This is a genomic window from Paenibacillus sp. J5C2022 (assembly GCF_025567625.1).
Lineage (GTDB): Bacteria > Bacillota > Bacilli > Paenibacillales > Paenibacillaceae > Pristimantibacillus.
The window spans coordinates 1-17,017 of the sequence record NZ_JAOQJC010000056.1 but is presented as its reverse complement, the minus strand read 5'-3'; the positions used below and the strand labels follow the sequence as shown (position 1 = coordinate 17,017).

The 17,017-nt window shown below is 54.0% G+C and carries 10 protein-coding genes; 2 read left to right on the top strand and 8 right to left on the bottom strand.

Going from position 1 to position 17,017, the window contains the following annotated elements; all coding sequences use genetic code 11:
* Window positions 1–42: 42 nt before the first annotated feature.
* From M6D81_RS28660 to M6D81_RS28630, 7 genes are all read right to left on the bottom strand, one after another.
* Window positions 43–945, bottom strand: coding sequence for an ABC transporter permease (locus M6D81_RS28660; RefSeq protein ID WP_262680788.1), 903 nt, complete (start codon window positions 943–945; stop codon window positions 43–45).
* 282 nt (window positions 946–1,227) lie between these two features.
* Complete coding sequence (locus M6D81_RS28655) at window positions 1,228–3,531, bottom strand: helix-turn-helix domain-containing protein (protein WP_262680757.1); 2,304 nt, start codon at window positions 3,529–3,531, stop codon at window positions 1,228–1,230.
* Between the two features lie 1,051 nt (window positions 3,532–4,582).
* Window positions 4,583–7,666, bottom strand: a complete 3,084-nt coding sequence (locus tag M6D81_RS28650) for a chondroitinase family polysaccharide lyase (RefSeq protein ID WP_262680786.1) — start codon at window positions 7,664–7,666, stop codon at window positions 4,583–4,585.
* Window positions 7,667–7,671: 5 nt separating this feature from the next.
* Window positions 7,672–8,385: a DUF1961 family protein gene (locus M6D81_RS28645; protein WP_262680755.1), complete on the bottom strand. Its 714-nt coding sequence runs from the start codon at window positions 8,383–8,385 to the stop codon at window positions 7,672–7,674.
* An 84-nt stretch (window positions 8,386–8,469) separates the two neighbouring features.
* Window positions 8,470–9,342 carry a carbohydrate ABC transporter permease gene (locus M6D81_RS28640; protein WP_262680754.1) on the bottom strand — a complete coding sequence of 291 codons (873 nt, stop codon included), beginning with the start codon at window positions 9,340–9,342 and terminating at the stop codon, window positions 8,470–8,472.
* 20 nt (window positions 9,343–9,362) lie between these two features.
* Window positions 9,363–10,250, bottom strand: a complete 888-nt coding sequence (locus M6D81_RS28635) for a carbohydrate ABC transporter permease (protein ID WP_262680753.1) — start codon at window positions 10,248–10,250, stop codon at window positions 9,363–9,365.
* Between the two features lie 100 nt (window positions 10,251–10,350).
* Window positions 10,351–11,700: an ABC transporter substrate-binding protein gene (locus M6D81_RS28630; protein ID WP_262680751.1), complete on the bottom strand. Its 1,350-nt coding sequence runs from the start codon at window positions 11,698–11,700 to the stop codon at window positions 10,351–10,353.
* A 127-nt stretch (window positions 11,701–11,827) separates the two neighbouring features.
* On the opposite strand from M6D81_RS28630, the gene M6D81_RS28625 reads away from it, so the two are divergent.
* Together M6D81_RS28625 and M6D81_RS28620 are read left to right on the top strand one after the other, a co-directional pair.
* Window positions 11,828–13,330, top strand: a complete 1,503-nt coding sequence (locus M6D81_RS28625) for a sensor histidine kinase (protein ID WP_262680749.1) — start codon at window positions 11,828–11,830, stop codon at window positions 13,328–13,330.
* 406 nt (window positions 13,331–13,736) lie between these two features.
* Entirely contained in the window at window positions 13,737–14,423 is a 687-nt protein-coding gene (locus tag M6D81_RS28620) for a response regulator transcription factor (protein ID WP_262680747.1), read from the top strand.
* 470 nt (window positions 14,424–14,893) lie between these two features.
* Here M6D81_RS28620 and M6D81_RS28615 read toward each other — a convergent pair whose 3' ends face one another.
* A complete protein-coding gene (locus tag M6D81_RS28615) occupies window positions 14,894–16,276 on the bottom strand; it encodes a serine hydrolase domain-containing protein (RefSeq protein ID WP_262680746.1) in 1,383 nt (460 codons plus the stop codon).
* Between the last annotated feature and the right edge of the window lie 741 nt (window positions 16,277–17,017).

The window sequence follows — 17,017 nt, the reverse complement described above, 5'->3', positions numbered from 1 at the left end:
TCACCTCCTTCGTCTTGCGCCATGAACATGAATCGTCTTCCACTACCATAGACTGTTCTGCTTCAATCGTTTCGCCAGCCGGTTCACTGACAGGAGCAGAATAAAGTTAATGACGGAATTGAACAATCCGATCGCCGCCGAGTAACCGTATTGCGCATTGAGCAAGCCCACCTTGTACACATAGGTTTGAATAATTTCCGATGCGTCCACGTTGAGCGAATTTTGCATGAGATACACCTTCTCGAAGCCGACGGACATAAAGTTGCCGATATTCAAAATCAGCAAAATGACGATCGTCGGAAGAATGGACGGAAGATCGATGTACACGATGCGCTGCAGCTTGCTTGCGCCGTCTACGACGGCCGCCTCGTGCAGACTTGGATTGACCGACGTAAGCGCAGCCAAGTAAATGATGGTCGACCAGCCGATATTTTGCCAGATGCCCGAGAAGACGAAGATGGTCTTAAACCACTCCGGACTGCCCATAAAGAAGATCGGCTCCGCGCCGAACATCCTCATCAGCTCGTTGACGATGCCGTTATGCGGCGACAGGAAGATGTTCAGCATGCCGACGATGACGACTACCGAGATGAAATGCGGCGCATACGTCACCGTCTGGACGAACTTCTTGAAGCGGGCATTGCTCAAGGCATTCAGCAGCAACGCCAGCACGATCGGTGCCGGGAAGGCGACAAGCAGCTCGTATACGTTAATGCCGAGCGTATTTTTCAACACCAGCCAGAACTGATAGGAATCGAAAAAACGTTCGAAATGCTCGAAGCCTATCCAGGGACTTCCCTCTATGCCTTTAATCGCGATGAAATCCTTGAAGGCGATCTGCGCCCCGTATATCGGAATATAATGAAAAATGATGAAATAAGCGATCGTAGGCAGCACCAGCAAATAAAGCTGATAGGAAGCCATGATTTTCTTGACCGCCGACATTTCGGATTTTTTCCGCGCTTGCCGATCGGCGTTTCGTTCAACCTCGCCCTTGATAGCGGTTTCATTTTCCACATGGTTCACCTCCCTCAGCTTCAAGCTCATGTATGGCCTGCAGGATTCCGCCTATCGTTCGGCGTCACCTTCGTCAGGCCGATATCCGCCGCAGCGGATGATTCCTCTCGAATGTAAAGCATATCGGCGGCAACCGGCTATAAGCGAAATGCGGATACGGTGTGCGAAATGCAGCAAGCGCCTGTCGTTGGTGAAATGTGAACTAGCCGCTTACCTGTCCGCGCTCTTCCACTTCCGGTATTCCGCAGGCGTCATGCCGACAGCCAGCTTGAACTTCCTCGTGAAGCTGGACGGATCGGCATAGCCGATATGCTGAATCAGCTCCTTCACGGGGCGATCGTCTTGCACCAACAGCCGCTTCGCCTGCTCGATCCGGTATTGATGCACATACTCGCTGAGTGTGCTGCCCGTCTTCTCCTTGAAGTAACGGCTCAAGTACGAAGTCGATACCGAGAAATCATCCGCCATCTGCTGGACGGAGAAGTGAAAGCTCTTGCCGTTGGCCCGAATATACGCCACCATCTTGTCGATCATCCCCTCAGACTCCTCAGGCGCGCTGAGCCGAACCGTCTCCGCCAGGCCCGTGCATGCTTGCGTCATCAGTTCGGTCAATTCCTCAATCGTATCGAAATTCATCAACGTCCATACTTCGGGGAATTGCAGCTGCGCCCGCGGATACTCCAGCTTCAGCTCATGCACGACGTTCATGACGGTAATAATCATGTCGTAGCACAGACAGCGGGCCATGACGAGCGTCGTATTCGCCAGTCGGATCTGTTCCATCATCGCTCTGACCGTATCACCGGCGCTCGTCGTCTCCCCTTGCTTGATCAGCAGACTGAGCCGGTCAAGCTCCTGTCTGGCATATGGAGACGCCCCTTCCTCGAGCAGTCCCAATTCACGGAAAAAGATGACTCTGTCTCCGCCCTTGACGAGCTTGTAATCCGCCGCCGTACTGGCTTCGATCCAGGAGCGGCCGGCATGCTTCAAGCTGTCGTATTCGTTCCCTACGCCGAGCACGACCGGCTTGGCGAACGATGCCTGCAGATGCCGGTGAAGCCGGCCGATCCATTGCTCCAGCGCCGCATCGCTGCAGGCGAGCGTTAGAACGACAATGAGCCGGTGCTCCTCCAACGTATCCTTGCAGAAGCCTTGAATATGCTCGTTAAGCTGACCGTACAGCTCCTCGGACAGCTTCCGCTTGCTCTCCCTGTCCAGCCATTCGCCCTCCAGCACCATGACGCGCACCCGTTCCCAATTCAGCTGAATGCCGGACAGCTCGCCATGCCTGTTCCATTCCTTGACGTCCTCGATCTGTCCCTTGAGCAGCTCCGACAGCATATGCTCCCTTACGGCGTCGCGGCTCTGTTCCATCTTCCGGCCCAGCGCCCTGTTCGATTCCGCGGCGCGGGAGATAACGGAGCCGACCGCTTCCAGCTCGTTCCTGCTTCCTTCGGGACGCTCCCAATACTTCTCGGCAAGGTTGACCAGCTTCTTGATGGGATAATAGTTGTAATAGAGCGCTCCGAACGTAAGGAATCCGCCCAATGCGAGAATAAGCGCCATCGCCTGAAGCCAGGAGCGAACGGTGTCGTCGATCGGCTTCATAACGTTGCCGACCGGTATCGTCACCACATAGGTCCAGCCGGTGGTTGCTGATGTCTGCTGAGACCAGTAATACGCCGTACCGCCCTCTTCCCGAATGGCGAATTGCCCTTTCTCCTCACGAAGGAACTGTTCCATGCCGTCGCTCCCCGCCAGATCGCTCTGTCCATGGCTGGCAATTAACCGAAGGTCCGCGTCGAATACGAGTATACTGCCCTGCCCGTATTCCGACAGATAATGGTCGGCGTCCAGCCATTCCTTCTCCTTAATCACGAAAGCGGCCGTACCGTATGGATTGGTGCTGCCTAGCGGTACGGGGACGATATAAGTAATGTAGCGTTCGCTTGTCGACTGGGACAGCGCCGCCGGCTCGGCGGGTTGCAGGAACGGTCTGAGCGTTCCGTTCATCGCCTCCATGAACTCCTCCTGCTCCCACTGGCGGTAAGGATACACCTCGTTCAGGAACATGGATAGCGGGTATGTGCTCGCCGAGGAATACAAATATTGTTCTCCGCGAATGTAATATACGATTTCGCTCAAGTACTTGCCCGATATCAAATAATCCACGAATGGATTGGACGTGAAAGCGGACGAAAAATACTCCGGGATCGAATACGGCGTCAGCATGGGATGAACGGACATTCTGCCCGCCATCTCGTTCATCTGCGTCCACTTGCCGTCCACATCCTCCTCCAGCTTCTCCAGCAATTGCAGTTGATTGTCTCTCACCTGCCGATTCATTGCTTCCTCCAGCTGATGATAGCCGAATACGCCCAGCACAAGCAGCGGAACAACGAGCACAATCGTGTAAGAAAGCAAGTATTTGTAGAACACCGATATCGATTTCGATTTGCCGTTCTCCAGCTTTGATTTGCCGGTTGCCATCAGATCAACCCCCTTATTCAACACGCTCTGCTCTCCTCTGCATTCCGAAGCTTCACCCCTACAATCAGTAAGCGCTTACAGAATAAAGGACGCATAGCTTCTCTCTATCGCATCGCCATCCCTGCAGCATGGCCCATTATCGGCAGGCATTATAAGCCCAACTAATCCTCCCTGATGGGAGACAGGTTTTCCCATTCGTTCTTCGGACGTTCCATACGACTGTTTTAACGGTGGCCATCGAGCTTATTGCGTCTCAAATCCCGCTTTTTTTTGCTGTAACGGTCGCAACGAGGCCTATTTCTTTCTCGCCGTGACACCCGATATCGCACTTCCCAGGCACTATAACCAGGGCAACCGCTAGTCTGCAAATTCAACCTTATCGGATACTACTTAGCTACTGGAGCAAGTAGGGGCTTATCGCTCAAATTGGTCACATAGACTCGGAAAAGTTGTGGGAATTGTACGCTATCGCTCATTTTGGTTACATAGCCCCGCCAAGCGTACCTCATTCCGCCAAAAAGTAGGAGCTATCGCTCAAATTGGTCACATAGACTCGGAAAAGTAGTGGGAATTGTGCGCTATCGCTCATTTTGGTCACATAGCCCCGCCAAGCGAGCCTCATTCCGCCAAAAAGTAGGAGCTATCGCTCAAATTGGTCACATAGACTCGGAAAAGTAGTGGGAATTGTGCGCTATCGCTCATTTTGGTCACATAGCCCCGCCAAGCGTACCTCGTACCGAATGGACCTAAGTAGTAACCCTTTTCGAGCCAATAGCTCTGTGGCAAGCGTCCGCTCCTGCACCACACGGGAGACCAATCGGCTCTCTTCCGCAGCTTCTTATAATACCCCCACAACTTTCTATCCGAATTAGTCAAGCATCCTGAAAAATGGAATGATACATCAGAAACCCCCACTTCAGCCGAAGCGATAGCATCGGTATGTGGTGGGAGTATTCATTATGTTGATGAGAAGAAGCCTGACGACGTCCTATGGCAAAGGCTGGCCGGGCCAGCCTTTATTCCGACCAGATAGGCCAGCCCTTACTCCCGCCCGTTCCCGGAACCGGAGCCGCAGCTATGTGCGGCTTCTGTTCAGCAGCGCCTCTACAGGAATGGCATCTTTGCAACTGACGTACACGATCGTTACATTCTCCTCTGGCTTGTGCTGCAAGCGAAGTTGTTCATGTCCGGGTTCCAGCTGCCATATGCCTTCCAAGTACAACTGCAGCTCGTGTACAGCTCCGTCATGGTGCACCCACTCGCGAGAATACAGACTGACCTCCCGCTGCGAGCCGTCCTCTTCCAGCTGATCCGCTTCCACGCCTTCGTACAGTCTCAGATCCGGATCGGCTACACTAAGCTTAAGCCCGCTGCCATCGCATTCCCGCAGCATGACGATGCACGGCGTATCCCCGCCGAGCAGCAAGCCCGCTCCCAGATTCTCCGTCTTCTCGAACAGGACATAGCCGGTCGTTCCGCTGCGGCGATCCGTCACGATATGAGCTTCCCTGTCATGGCGCAGTACGCTGTACGGCGCAGTCGCGGCAGAAGATATCGACTCCGCCATGCGCGCCATCCCTGCCGGATCGGACTGGACAACGACCGCATATTCATACCGGCCGCCGCTCGGTGCCGCGCCATGGCTCAGCCATGCCGTGGCGAAATCCCCCTCCGTCGGCGAATCGTCCTTCTGATGCGGAGACGTCTGTCGGGTCCGCGACAGGCCGAGAGTCTGGCCTGCAGGCACATAGTAGCCGTTCCCGCAATCGTCCATCAGCCAGCACGCATCGCCTGTCTCCCTGACTGTCTGCATCGGGAATGCGCATACCTCATCTTCCCCGCCAATGACAGTGGGATCGCTCTGCCGCTTTAGCGCGTGCTGGAACAACGTCGTCTCCGTCGCATGCTCGCCATCGTCGTTCTCGATATCCGAGCCGAGCGCAACGATCAGACGGTCGAAGAAGAAGTAGGATTTACGCGCCCGGTGGCTGCCGTCATACTTCCCATGCTCATGCAGCTTCATTGCGAATACGCCGTCGGCCCCGTCCAGACTTGTTCCCCCGGCAAAGCTTTCGTCGGACAGCGTCATCTCCTCGAATCCGCTGAATCGGTCGACATTGCGCACATCCGCGCGAAGCTCTTCATAGGGAAGATGCTTGGCGGTTGTTCCCGGCCACCGGTTCCAGTTCCAGCCTTCCGGCACGAAGCCGCTCTCCCGATGATTGACGGGATCGCCGCCTCCCAATATTTGCAGGTGGCCGTAGGCGATATATCGGCCGTACAGATTGCAGTTCACGTAAGTCTCGTTGCCCCATACGTACCGGCTGAACCCTCTTACGCCCGCTAGCCAATTCCCTCTCCGATGATACGCGGCGCATGCGAAATTCATCGTCCAGTGACCGACGGGATCGGACTCCGCCGCTACGCCGCGGTCACGAACATAACGGCTCGTCTCCGTCTCTTCGCCCGGCTGCAGCAAGCGCAGATAAGCCGCTGCCATCACGCGGTCGATATCGCTGTCGCCGCCGGGCACTGCTGCCAATGCCATCTCCGCGTATACTTCCGGATCGAGCGCCCACTTGCCCGTAGGATGCCTCCCCGAGATGGCCAGCAGCCATTCTCTCTTATTGCTGTAGAAGCGCATCGCGAGAAGAGCCTTGCGGATTGTCTCATGCGCGGGGACGGACAAGCCGAAAGGCGTTCCCGCAAGCAGGCGTACGATCGGCGCCAATCCCTGCAAGCCGCCGAGCGCATAGGCCGGATAATGATTGACATGATGATAAGCCGCGCCGTCGGGCTTGAACATGGCTCGCAATCCGCGGGCCGGCAGACAGCTCAGATCCAGCCACCGCTTCATGCGCTTCATAAGAATGAACGCCTTGTCCTCTTCCTCGATCAGCAACAGAGAGCATATCATGCCCGTCAATGTCGTATTGAAGATATCCGCGTTGCCTTCCGTCTCCTCATCCGGCAGGCAGATCCGCCCCAGACCGCTGTACCAGCGAAGCGCACGCTGTGTGCGCTCAAGCTTGCCCGCTTCCCGCAGCTCTTCACGCATCATATAGCTCGCGGGATATAAGCCGGTCAGATTATAGCCCAGATGATGAACCGTTCCCTGGCTGCTGCCCCAAGCCCAGCCCTGGTCTTCAAGATGATCCATCGTGTCGATGAACCATCGTCCCAGCTTCGCCTTCAGCTCGGCGTCGCCGCTCTGGCGGTAAGTAACGGCCAGCTCCAGCAGGAAGTTCGTCACCTGACGAAGATCCGCCGCATCGTTCAAGGCCAGCAGCCTCTTCAGCTCGGACGACGGGTAGAAATCCTTCACATGGACGACATCGATCGTTCTTCCGGTTAACCCATCATGCCTGCGTTGAATGCAAAGTGCCAGATAGAACGCTTCCAATTGTGCCAAGGAATGAGACTTGTCCCGGTATTTGTCCAGCAGCCACTCGTCCCAGCGTTCCTTCATCGTCTCCAGCGCTTCTCGCTCGGAAGCCGCGCTGCGACTTGCCGCCGCGACTTGAGAGCCGGCCGCCGCAACATACGGCCGCGCCATCTCCTCCGCCAACCGGCTCCTTAGCGCCCGATCCATGCGCAGCAGAGCGAGCCAATGGCTGTTCGCCGCTTCGTCCGCCCCCATATTCACGAACGGCACCTGCTCGTCGCGCGTATGATGCCTGGGATCGACCGGCGCACAGGAGATGATCTGGTCGAGGAACAGCGTCCCTTCCTCCTCTTCAGGAGCGAGAATCGTCAGCGTGTCCATATCCTCCGCAGGAGCGCCTTCCATATCCCGGGCGTAGGCGACTCTGGCCGTTCGCCAGCCTCGGAATTGCAAGCCGCAGGAGAACGCGCAGTCCTCCCGCTCTCCTCTGCCGAATATGAACTGCAATCTGCCGCTCATCGGTTGTTCCGAGTATATCCAGAGACCGAACGTCGATATCGCTTGATCCCTCGTATTGGAGACGTACGGCCGGTAGCCGATACGTGCACGGACGATCAGCCGGTCTCCCGGGCGATAGTCCCAGCGCAGCGATTGCTCTCCATCCCGGCAATGCAGGCGGCTGACGCTAAGCCGGGAGCCCGGGCTCGCGCTTAGCTGCTCCGGAACGTCTCCTTCGAAGGAGAACACATAGCCGTTATGCGCAATGACATCCATCGGACTCACCTTCCCTCCCCAAGATCGTACACTTGCAGATTGGCGTATTCCGCCACGAGAGGCGCCATCTGCCGGAATCCCAGCTTGCCCCCGCCCAGCAGAGGCCCCCAAGAGAACCCATCATCCTGCCATTCGAATATTTTCAATTCCTGTATGAACAATTGCAGCTTCTCCTTGCACTTGACGATCAGCATCCTGTACGGAGCTGAGGCATCGGCGGCGTACGGAATGGGATCGGCTCCCTGACAGACGAGATGGGCCCCGTAGCTTTTGCGCAAGTTGCACGTATGGAACGCCCGTTCCTCCGGATATCTTCGGCGGAAATACGAGACATGTAATGCATTGATGTCTCCGCTGTGATATTGGCCGTATTCTCCCCTGCGCTCCGCAAGGCCGGCATCGAACAAATCCTCGCCTTGCCGACCCGAAGCCGACAGGAACATCATCGCGAGGCCCGGTTCCCGCAGCGGACGGAATTCCCACGATATGGCGATATCGGACGGGAACGTCTCCGGACACCAATAGACGAAGTTGGATTGCTGCCCAAGCGACGGATCAAGCGTATTCTCCAGTCTCATGACCCCATCGGGGAACGAGACGCGCGCCTCCCCTTCCAGCCGGAAGCCAGCCGTATCCGACGCCGAGCGCAGCGGGTTGCTATATATTAATTGAGCTGTTTGCGGCAGCACCGCAATCCCCCCTTTCCTAGCTCCATTCATTATAATGAAGCGGTCCGCGGCAGGCGATAAGTCGATTCCGCACCCCATGTGTCAGATATGAACATACCCCGGGGCAAGCGCTCCTCAGCCCTTGATTCCGGCGCTGGCCATGCCTTCCACGAAGTACTTCTGTGCGAACACATAGACAAGCACTGTCGGAATAACCGCGGATACCGCCGCTGCCATGAGCAGAGCATATTCGGTGTTGTATTCTGTCTGGAAGTGCTGCATGCCGAGCTGAAGCGTGTACAAGTTGTCTGAGGTCAAGTAAATGAGCGGACCGAGAAAGTCGTTCCAGGAGTGCATGAAGGTGAAGATGACGAGACTGGCAATAGCCGGCTTCGTCAGCGGCATAATGATCCGCCAATAAATGCCGAATTCGCTCAATCCGTCAATTCGGGCCGCCTCCGACAGCTCTTCCGGTATCGTCATGTAGAATTGCCTGAACAGGAAGACGCCGAACGGATTGAAGGCACCGAGCAAAATAAGGGCCCAATGCGAATCGACCAGACCGAACTGCTTCATCAGCATAAATTGCGGAATCATCATCACCTGATAAGGAATCATCATCGTAGCGATGTACAAGAAGAACAGCTTGTCCCGCTCCGGGAAGCGCACTCTGGCGAATGCGTAAGCGGCCAGCGAGCAAGTGACGATCTGGAACAGCGTAACGAGCACTGCAAGCTTCACTGTATTCATGTAGTAAGTGAGGAACGGCACACGGGTCCACACTTCCACGTAATTGCTCCAATAGAACGTCTCCGGAATCCATTGAATCGGAAATCCGAATATTTCCGACTCCTTCTTGAGCGATGCGGAGAGCATCCACACGAATGGGATGATCATCGACAGCGAGACTGCCAACATGACGCCGTACAACAACGCCTTCTTTATCGCTGCGCCGGCCTTGCGGCTTACGAGCGGTTTATCGTTTTTTTGCTCCAAATAGCTATTCATGGCGTTGCCTCCTCTCCCTGTTAGTAGTTGACCCACTTCTTCTGTCCGATGAACTGAACGACCGCGATAAGCAGAATAATGACGAACAGCACGTAAGCCATCGCGGAGGCATAGCCGTAATCGAACGACTTGAATGCGGTGTTGTAAATGTCGTAGACGAGTACATGTGTCGAGCGGCCGGGACCGCCTTGCGTCAGGATGAAGATCAGGTCGAACACCTTGAACGAATTGATGACCCCGATAATCGTCGTGAAGAAGATAACCGGCGACAGCATCGGCAGCGTCACGTTGAAGAATTTCCTCACAGCACCCGCCCCGTCGATCTCCGCAGCCTCATACAACTGGGACGGTATGCCTTGCAAGCCCGCCAAATATAAAATCATGTAATAGCCGATGGAATGCCACACATAGACGATCATAACCGACAGCAGCGACCAATCCGTGGAGGATAGCCATCCCGGGGGCGAGTCGATGCCAACGGCGCGCAGCAATTCGTTGATCGGCCCCATCGACGGATTGAACAGCAGCTGCCAGATGATGGCCACCGCTATTGTAGCCGTAATATGCGGCAGGAAGATCGCCGTACGGAATAGCGGAATCCAGCGCAGCCCCTTGTTCAGCGCGATAGCAATCAGAATCGACAGGAACAAGGTCACCGGAACGGATACGACCGTGAACAGCATGCTGTTCATCAGCGAGGTGCGAAAGTTCGCATCCCCCATTAACCGGATGTAATTGTCCACTCCGACAAAGCGTATCGTGCCGAAGCCGTTCCATTCCGCGAAGCTCATGACGAACGATGCCAGCACCGGCAGCAGAATAAACGCCGCAAAGCCTAAAATATTGGGCAGCAAAAAAGAGTAACCGATCAGCCGGTTTCGCGCATTCGCGGACAGCGGCTTTCTCATTATTGTCATCCTCCTTCAACATCAGTTTGGAAAGACAGAAGGGGAAGGCTTCAGCCATCCGAAGCCTTCCCCTTCGCTTTCAGCTTAACGGCCGTCTTGTTTATTTCGTCTGGAAATCCTCGCCGTATTTATTGGCCCATTCCGCTTGAATGCGCTCTTCGATCCGCTTGATCGCCTGCTCCGCCGTCTGCTCGCCCGCCAGCGCCAGCTCGCCCTCCTGGGTGTAGATCTGGCCGACGATAATGTTCTTGACGCCCGGCAGCATCGGATATTCCGGATACTCCCTCTGCTCCAGGAAGTAATGCAGATTGGCCGGCTTGCGGCTGCCTTCGCCGATGTACGCCTTCTTGATCTCTTCGTTCGTAAAGCCCGTCAAGTAGCCTCTGGAGGCGAATACCTCCGCGCCTTGCGCGCCAGTCATGAAGGCGACAGCCTTGAACGCCGCTTCCTTATGCTTCGAGTTTTTGTTGATCATCAGCGTGACGGGAAGCGCAAGACTCGTGTTGGCGGATACGCCTTCCGGATGCGGGATCGGCACGACGTCCCAGTCGAAGTCGATCTTGCCTTCATCCTCGGCCTGACGAAGCTGCGCGACATGCCAGTCGCCGATCAGATTCATTGCGACATTCCCCTTCTGGAAGGCGGCGTTGTAATGCGCGCCCGTCGACTTCTGCTCGGACCAGCTCATAATGGAGCCTTCCTGCTCCATATCCATGCGCAGTTGCAGCGCGTTCTTGAATTCGCTCAGATCCTTGTCGATAATCGTGCTGCCCTTCTGCACCGCTTGCATATACCAGGTCTGCGGCCACTGCTGCATATAGGCGCCATACACCTTGTCCGCTCCGGAGCCGTGCGTCATCGCCTTCGCCAGCTCGCGGAATTCCTCCCACGTCATATCCTCGCTTGGATAAGGCACGTTGTACTCGTCGAACAGCGTCTTATTGTAATAGAGCATCCAGTTCGACTTGCGGTATGGCAGCCCGTACGTATGACCGTTGATCTTCATGCTGTCCAACAGCACGCCGTAGCCGGACATATCCGTATTGTTGTCCTTCAGATAGCCGTCGAGCGGCTCCAGAATGCCTGTGTCCAGCATGACGTCCAGATTGCCGGCGAACAGGTCGTAGTCGGCTCCGCCGGACAATTGCAGTCTCAGTTTTTCGTAATATTGCTTCTGGGGATACGTCTCGAATTCGATCGCAATGTCGGGATTCTCTTTTTGGAATACGGCGTATGCCGCCTTGAACGCTTCCAGATCGTCAGGAAGCACGGGCATCTTCAATGTCACTTGCTCCGTCCCGCCGCCACCTTCTGCATTGCCTTCCGACGAAGAGCTTCCGCCTTGCGAGCCGCCTGTTGCCTCCTGCGAATTGCCGTTGCCCCCGCTGCAGCCCGCCAGCAATCCCACTGTCAAAATGAACGCCATGCCGGCGGTCCATATTTTTTTCATTTTGCTTTCCCCCTCGGTTTCGATTAAGATGAGTTTACGGCTTTATTGTATAAGCGCTTACACGGCCCGGTAAGTGGAAAGTTTTATTCCCCCCCGGGACTATATCTCGCCTTTCGGAGTGAACGATATGATCTATGTGATGCTTCTTTGCCTCGTTTTCTTCGTGCTTCTCATTGTACGGAATCGGGACAGCTTGTCTACCCGCTTCCTGTTCGGAGTCATTGCGGGATGGGTGCTGTCGTTCGTGGCTCTCGTTCTGTACATCGGCAAGTTCAATTATTATTACCGGATTCAGCAGGCGTTCTTCGACTTCAGCCCGGGCACATGGAATTATCTCGTCTTGGCCAACCTTCACCCGGAGCTGCTGATCCGCATGCTGAACGGCGGGGTCATTCTGTACAATTACGCCGTCTTGTGCTTCGCGCTCTCGTTCACCCGCTTCCGCGCGCTGCATAGCAAGCCGATATATGGGCTGCTAACCGCGCTGCTTCTGCTTCAGATCGGCTTCTTCGATCCCTGGGTGCAGCTGGCGCTGCAGAATCGGGCGCACGCCTCTTCGTCCGCTGTCATCTGGAGAGATGTGCTGCAATGGATCGAACATATCATGCAGTGGATGAACTGGTGCATGCCGATGATCGCGTTGAGCCTGTTCGCCATTTATTATATCCGATTTCCCCGTATCAAGTTTTTGAAGCGCTACGCCTTGGTGCAGACGCTGTCCGTTATGCCGATTATCGCGATCCATTACATGATGTTCTCCTGGGCGCCCAGGAATCTGGTCAGGGCCACGTATCTGGACGGCTATATCAATTATGTGCATCCGCAAATTATCGACGCCAAGCTGTTGTTCTCCGTCTTTCCTTACGTCGTCGTACTTGCGTTCGCCTTTATCTTTTACCTGCTCTTCCGTTACCGCTCGATCGAAGCCTATCACCGTTCCCGGGACATGCGGGTTGACAACAGCATCGACACTGCGAATCTCGGCGTACGCGCCTTCACGCACGCGCTGAAAAACCATCTGCTCGCCATTCGCTCCGAAGCGGAGTATTTGCGGGACAAGCATGCTTCGGACGAGGATACGGCCTACAGTCTTCGTCTCATGCTCGAATCATGCGAGCGCTCGTTCCGCAGCATTGACGATGCCGCCAACAAGCTGGGACATATCCAGTTGAATCTGCAGCCCCACCCGCTGTCGCTGCCGGTGGAGAAGGCGATGAACCGATTCCGGCATCTGCAATACGAGCCGCAGATCATCGCACGTTATCACCCGGAGGAGTTGCTCGTCTACATGGACCCCGGCCATATGGAGGAGACGGTCGCGAATATGATCGAGAACGCCGTGGAATCGCTGCGCCAATCCGGCCGCAAGGGAACGCTGCGCATTGGAACGGAGCGGCACAATCATTGGGGCGTCATATCGGTCGCGGACAACGGTCCCGGCATGAGCGACGAGGAGCTGGAGCGGGTGTTCTCCCCGTTCTATACGACCAAATCGTCCGTCAACAACTGGGGCATCGGCTTGTCCTACTGCCATCAGATCGTCAGCGGTCATGACGGCAAAATCGAAGTGGACAGCAAGCCAGGGGAAGGGGCTGTATTCCGCATCCTCCTGCCTTTGATTAACGGATAGGATAGGCGCTCAGGGGGGAATAAATCATTCCCCTGCGGTGCCTTGAGTTCGCATGTGGTGCAGTGTGATGCACTGTGATGCACTATAGTGCCTTGAGTTCGCCTGTGGTGCACTGTGATGCACTATAGTGCCTTGAGTTCGCATGTGACCATTGCCTGGCTTGATTCTTACGGATCTGACTAGCCTTATTCGCTACAAACTGCCTCATTCTGCAGGCTAACGGATGCAGCTGAGCTTATTTCTGCCGTTCTGGCCGAAAATCAATCGTGTTCCGGTAAATAAGTGCTGTGAGATCCGTTAGCTTATTCAGCAGGACGTATGCCTGCATAATAAGCTCGCCGAGATCCGTTAGACGAACGACTTATGATTGTGGGATTACTAGCATCATGAAAGAGGGGACGTCATCATGACAAGCGGACCGATCAAAATCATTATCTCCGACGATATGGAAGCGCACCGCCGCAGACTGGAGCGCATATTGGGCGCACAGGATGACATGCTGCTCGCCGCCTCGGCCAAGTCGGGCTATGAAGCGGTCATGGCGGCCGCTCTGCACCAGCCGGATATCGTCCTGCTGGACATCGAGATGGAGAGCCGGCTCGCCGGTATCGAGGCGGCCAAGCAAATTCACGAGAAGCTGCCTGAGGTGAAGATGATCATGCTCACCGTCCACAAGGACGACAGCATCGTATTCGCCGCCTTCCAGAGCGGCATCGTCGATTATGTGCTGAAGACGGCCGAGCCGGTCGAGATTGTGGAGGCGATTCGGCTTGCGCATGCCAACATGTCGCCGATCAGGCCTATCATTGCGGAGAAGATCCGCACCGAGTTCATGCGGATCAAGAAGACCGAGAGCAGCCTGCTCCACACGCTGCAGATTATATCCGAGCTGACGCCTAGCGAGCTGCAGGTGCTGAAGCTGCTGTGCGAGAACAAGACGCGCAAGGAAATTGCCCGGGAGAGAAGCGTCGAGCAGGATACGATCAAGAAGCAGATTACAAGCATTCTGAAGAAGTTCGGGCTGCCTTCCACCTCCGAGGTGGTGCACATGATTAACGATCTGCACATCTTCGAAATGCTGAAAAAAATATGACGCGCAGAGACTTCAACAAAAGAACATCAACATGTTAACTTCAACATTGCAACTTCAATGTAGCAGCTTCAACATAGCGACTTCAATGTAGCAACTTCAACACTGCAACTTCAACACTGCAACTTCAACACTGCAACTTCAACATAGCAACTTCAACACTGCAACTTCAACATAGCAACTTCAATGTAGCAGCTTCAACATAGCGACTTCAACATAGCAACTTCAGCAGTGTCACTCGTGACGTAGCGATATTTATTCTCTTCGAGCATGCATGACACCGAAAAAGCACAAGCTTCGCAGCTGGTTAGCCGCGAAGCTTGTGCTTTACTGCTAGCCGAATCATCACCGCAGGTCATTACAGGCAATTATCGCCGTCGGCGGATTCTCGATGCATCCAGCAACTTCTTCGTCAAAATCTTCCCCGTATCAAATTCTGTCAATGGCCACTATTGCCGAGCCGTCAAATCTAATTAACAGTGTGTGTGTTCTGTCTCTTCCATCCGAACTCCGCCGGCAAAGCCTTGGTATTCATCCAGGAACCATTCGGCCGCTTTGATCATATGTACGGAAATCCTATTGTCTTCGAAAGCGAACGATGCGGAAAATCTGCCCAAATAAATATCCGTCACATAGACCAGCATATTCAGCTTATGCTCTTCGACCCATGCAGCGGAAGCAAGGCATTGATAATGGCTGCCCGGGATGAAGCCGATCTGATTTCCGAAATAATTGTTCTGTGGGAAAGGACCGCCAACATTTTTTCCAACGCCGAAGGCGAGTGTATGCGCTCCGGATGCATTTGAATATTCCCACACGCCTTCGTCTCCATAGAACTTGAAACGCATACGGGAGATCTCCATCGGATTATCTTCAAGGATATACCACTGATCGTGGATCTTCTGCGTGAAAGAAGAGGAGCGTTCCCCCAGCTGTGGGAGAATCCCCAGATTCCCGATACAGTTCTGCAGCTTAGCGTAAGTCGCCGTGTCCTCAGGCAAGGGGGAATCCCTGATGTGTGCCCAAATTTCCTCCCGGAATGCCGCCCTGATCGCCGCCTCTCCATTAGCCTGGCCCTGGGTATCGGAGATGCAAGCGAAGAGCAGATCCCGTTCGGGGTAGCATAGCGCGAGCTGGGAACCCATGCCTCTAAAAGAAAAACCGTTATCCTGTTCCATCCATATCTGATACCCGTAACCGTAGTTGCCTGCAAGCGAGTTGTCGATTTGCTTCGACGTCGCTGCGCGTATATAATCTTCCGATATCAATTGCACGCCGTTCCATGAACCTTTGTTCAAACACACATATGCCAGCTTTGCCATATCCTTCAGCTTGCAGATGACACCGGAACCTCCCCATGAAGTGCCTTCCGGCGTACGGATGCACCAGGCTTCCTTCGTGAACCCGACCGGATTAAGCAGACGATCACGCATATACTCCAGGAAAGGGACGCCGCTTATTCGTTCCACAATCGCATTCAAAATCACCGTAGCTGCAGTATCATAGGAAAATACAGTTCCCGGGGGATGCGAAGGCTTCTTCAGAAAAAATGTCTTGGCAAAATTAGCATCTGTTCGCGTATAGGACGTGTAAGAATGTGCAGTGGACATCATCAACAAATCCCTCACAGTTGAATCGGCCAAATAGGAATGCAAGTCTTCTGGTATTAAATCGTCGAAATAACGGGCCACCCGATCATCCAGCCGCAGTTTCCCTTCGTCAATCATCAAACCAACGGCCAAGGATACGAAGCTCTTGCTGACCGAATACATCCGGTGCATGCTATCTTCCGTGTACGGTGCCCAATAACCTTCGGAAGCAATCTGCCCCTGACGCAGCACCAGAAAACCATGCATACAAACTCGCTCACTTTCTATCCGCTCAAGGAAGTTCAGGATTGCTGACGATGGAACTCCCAAACGCTCGGGAGAAGCCGCAAAAGTAAACAGTTCATTATTGTTCATTTACTATCCGCTCCTTATGTCACGATAATGTCCAATAAGACAGATTGCTTGTCAAGTTCTAGAAATTGCGCGATTTAGCCCAGTACTCAACAATGAGAAATTGTAATGATGTAACCAGGATACTTTGCATACTTTCTGAATTAACGTTATTGTCAAAAAACTTGCTATCAACCCATATAGAAACCGATTTCTTTTTAGAGTATATCACGATCGTAATTTCAATACAATTCATGTTTTGGTGGACATTCATGTATTTGACATTCAAATATTGGAGCCAACCCGTGAGTAAAGGATTCATAAGACTGAACGGAAATGCGGCCGACAACCTCGCCCAGTAGCGCAAAGCATGCGCCTGATTAAATGTAAGCTTCTCCGGGCTGACTGGCTGTGACTAAGTTGAGTGATTATGGTGAGTGATTATGATGAGTTACTATGGTGATGACAAATGGATTTCCTACATTTATTGTTGAGGAAACATCGGGTTATATCGCATCTTAATGGAAATCACGCAGTTAAATTAGGGAATACTCGTAAAAAAGCCGATTACTGATGAAGTTAACAACAACAAATACATCTATCCCAGCACATGTGGATCAAACTGAAAGATGAAATACATAAAATCCAGTTATATAT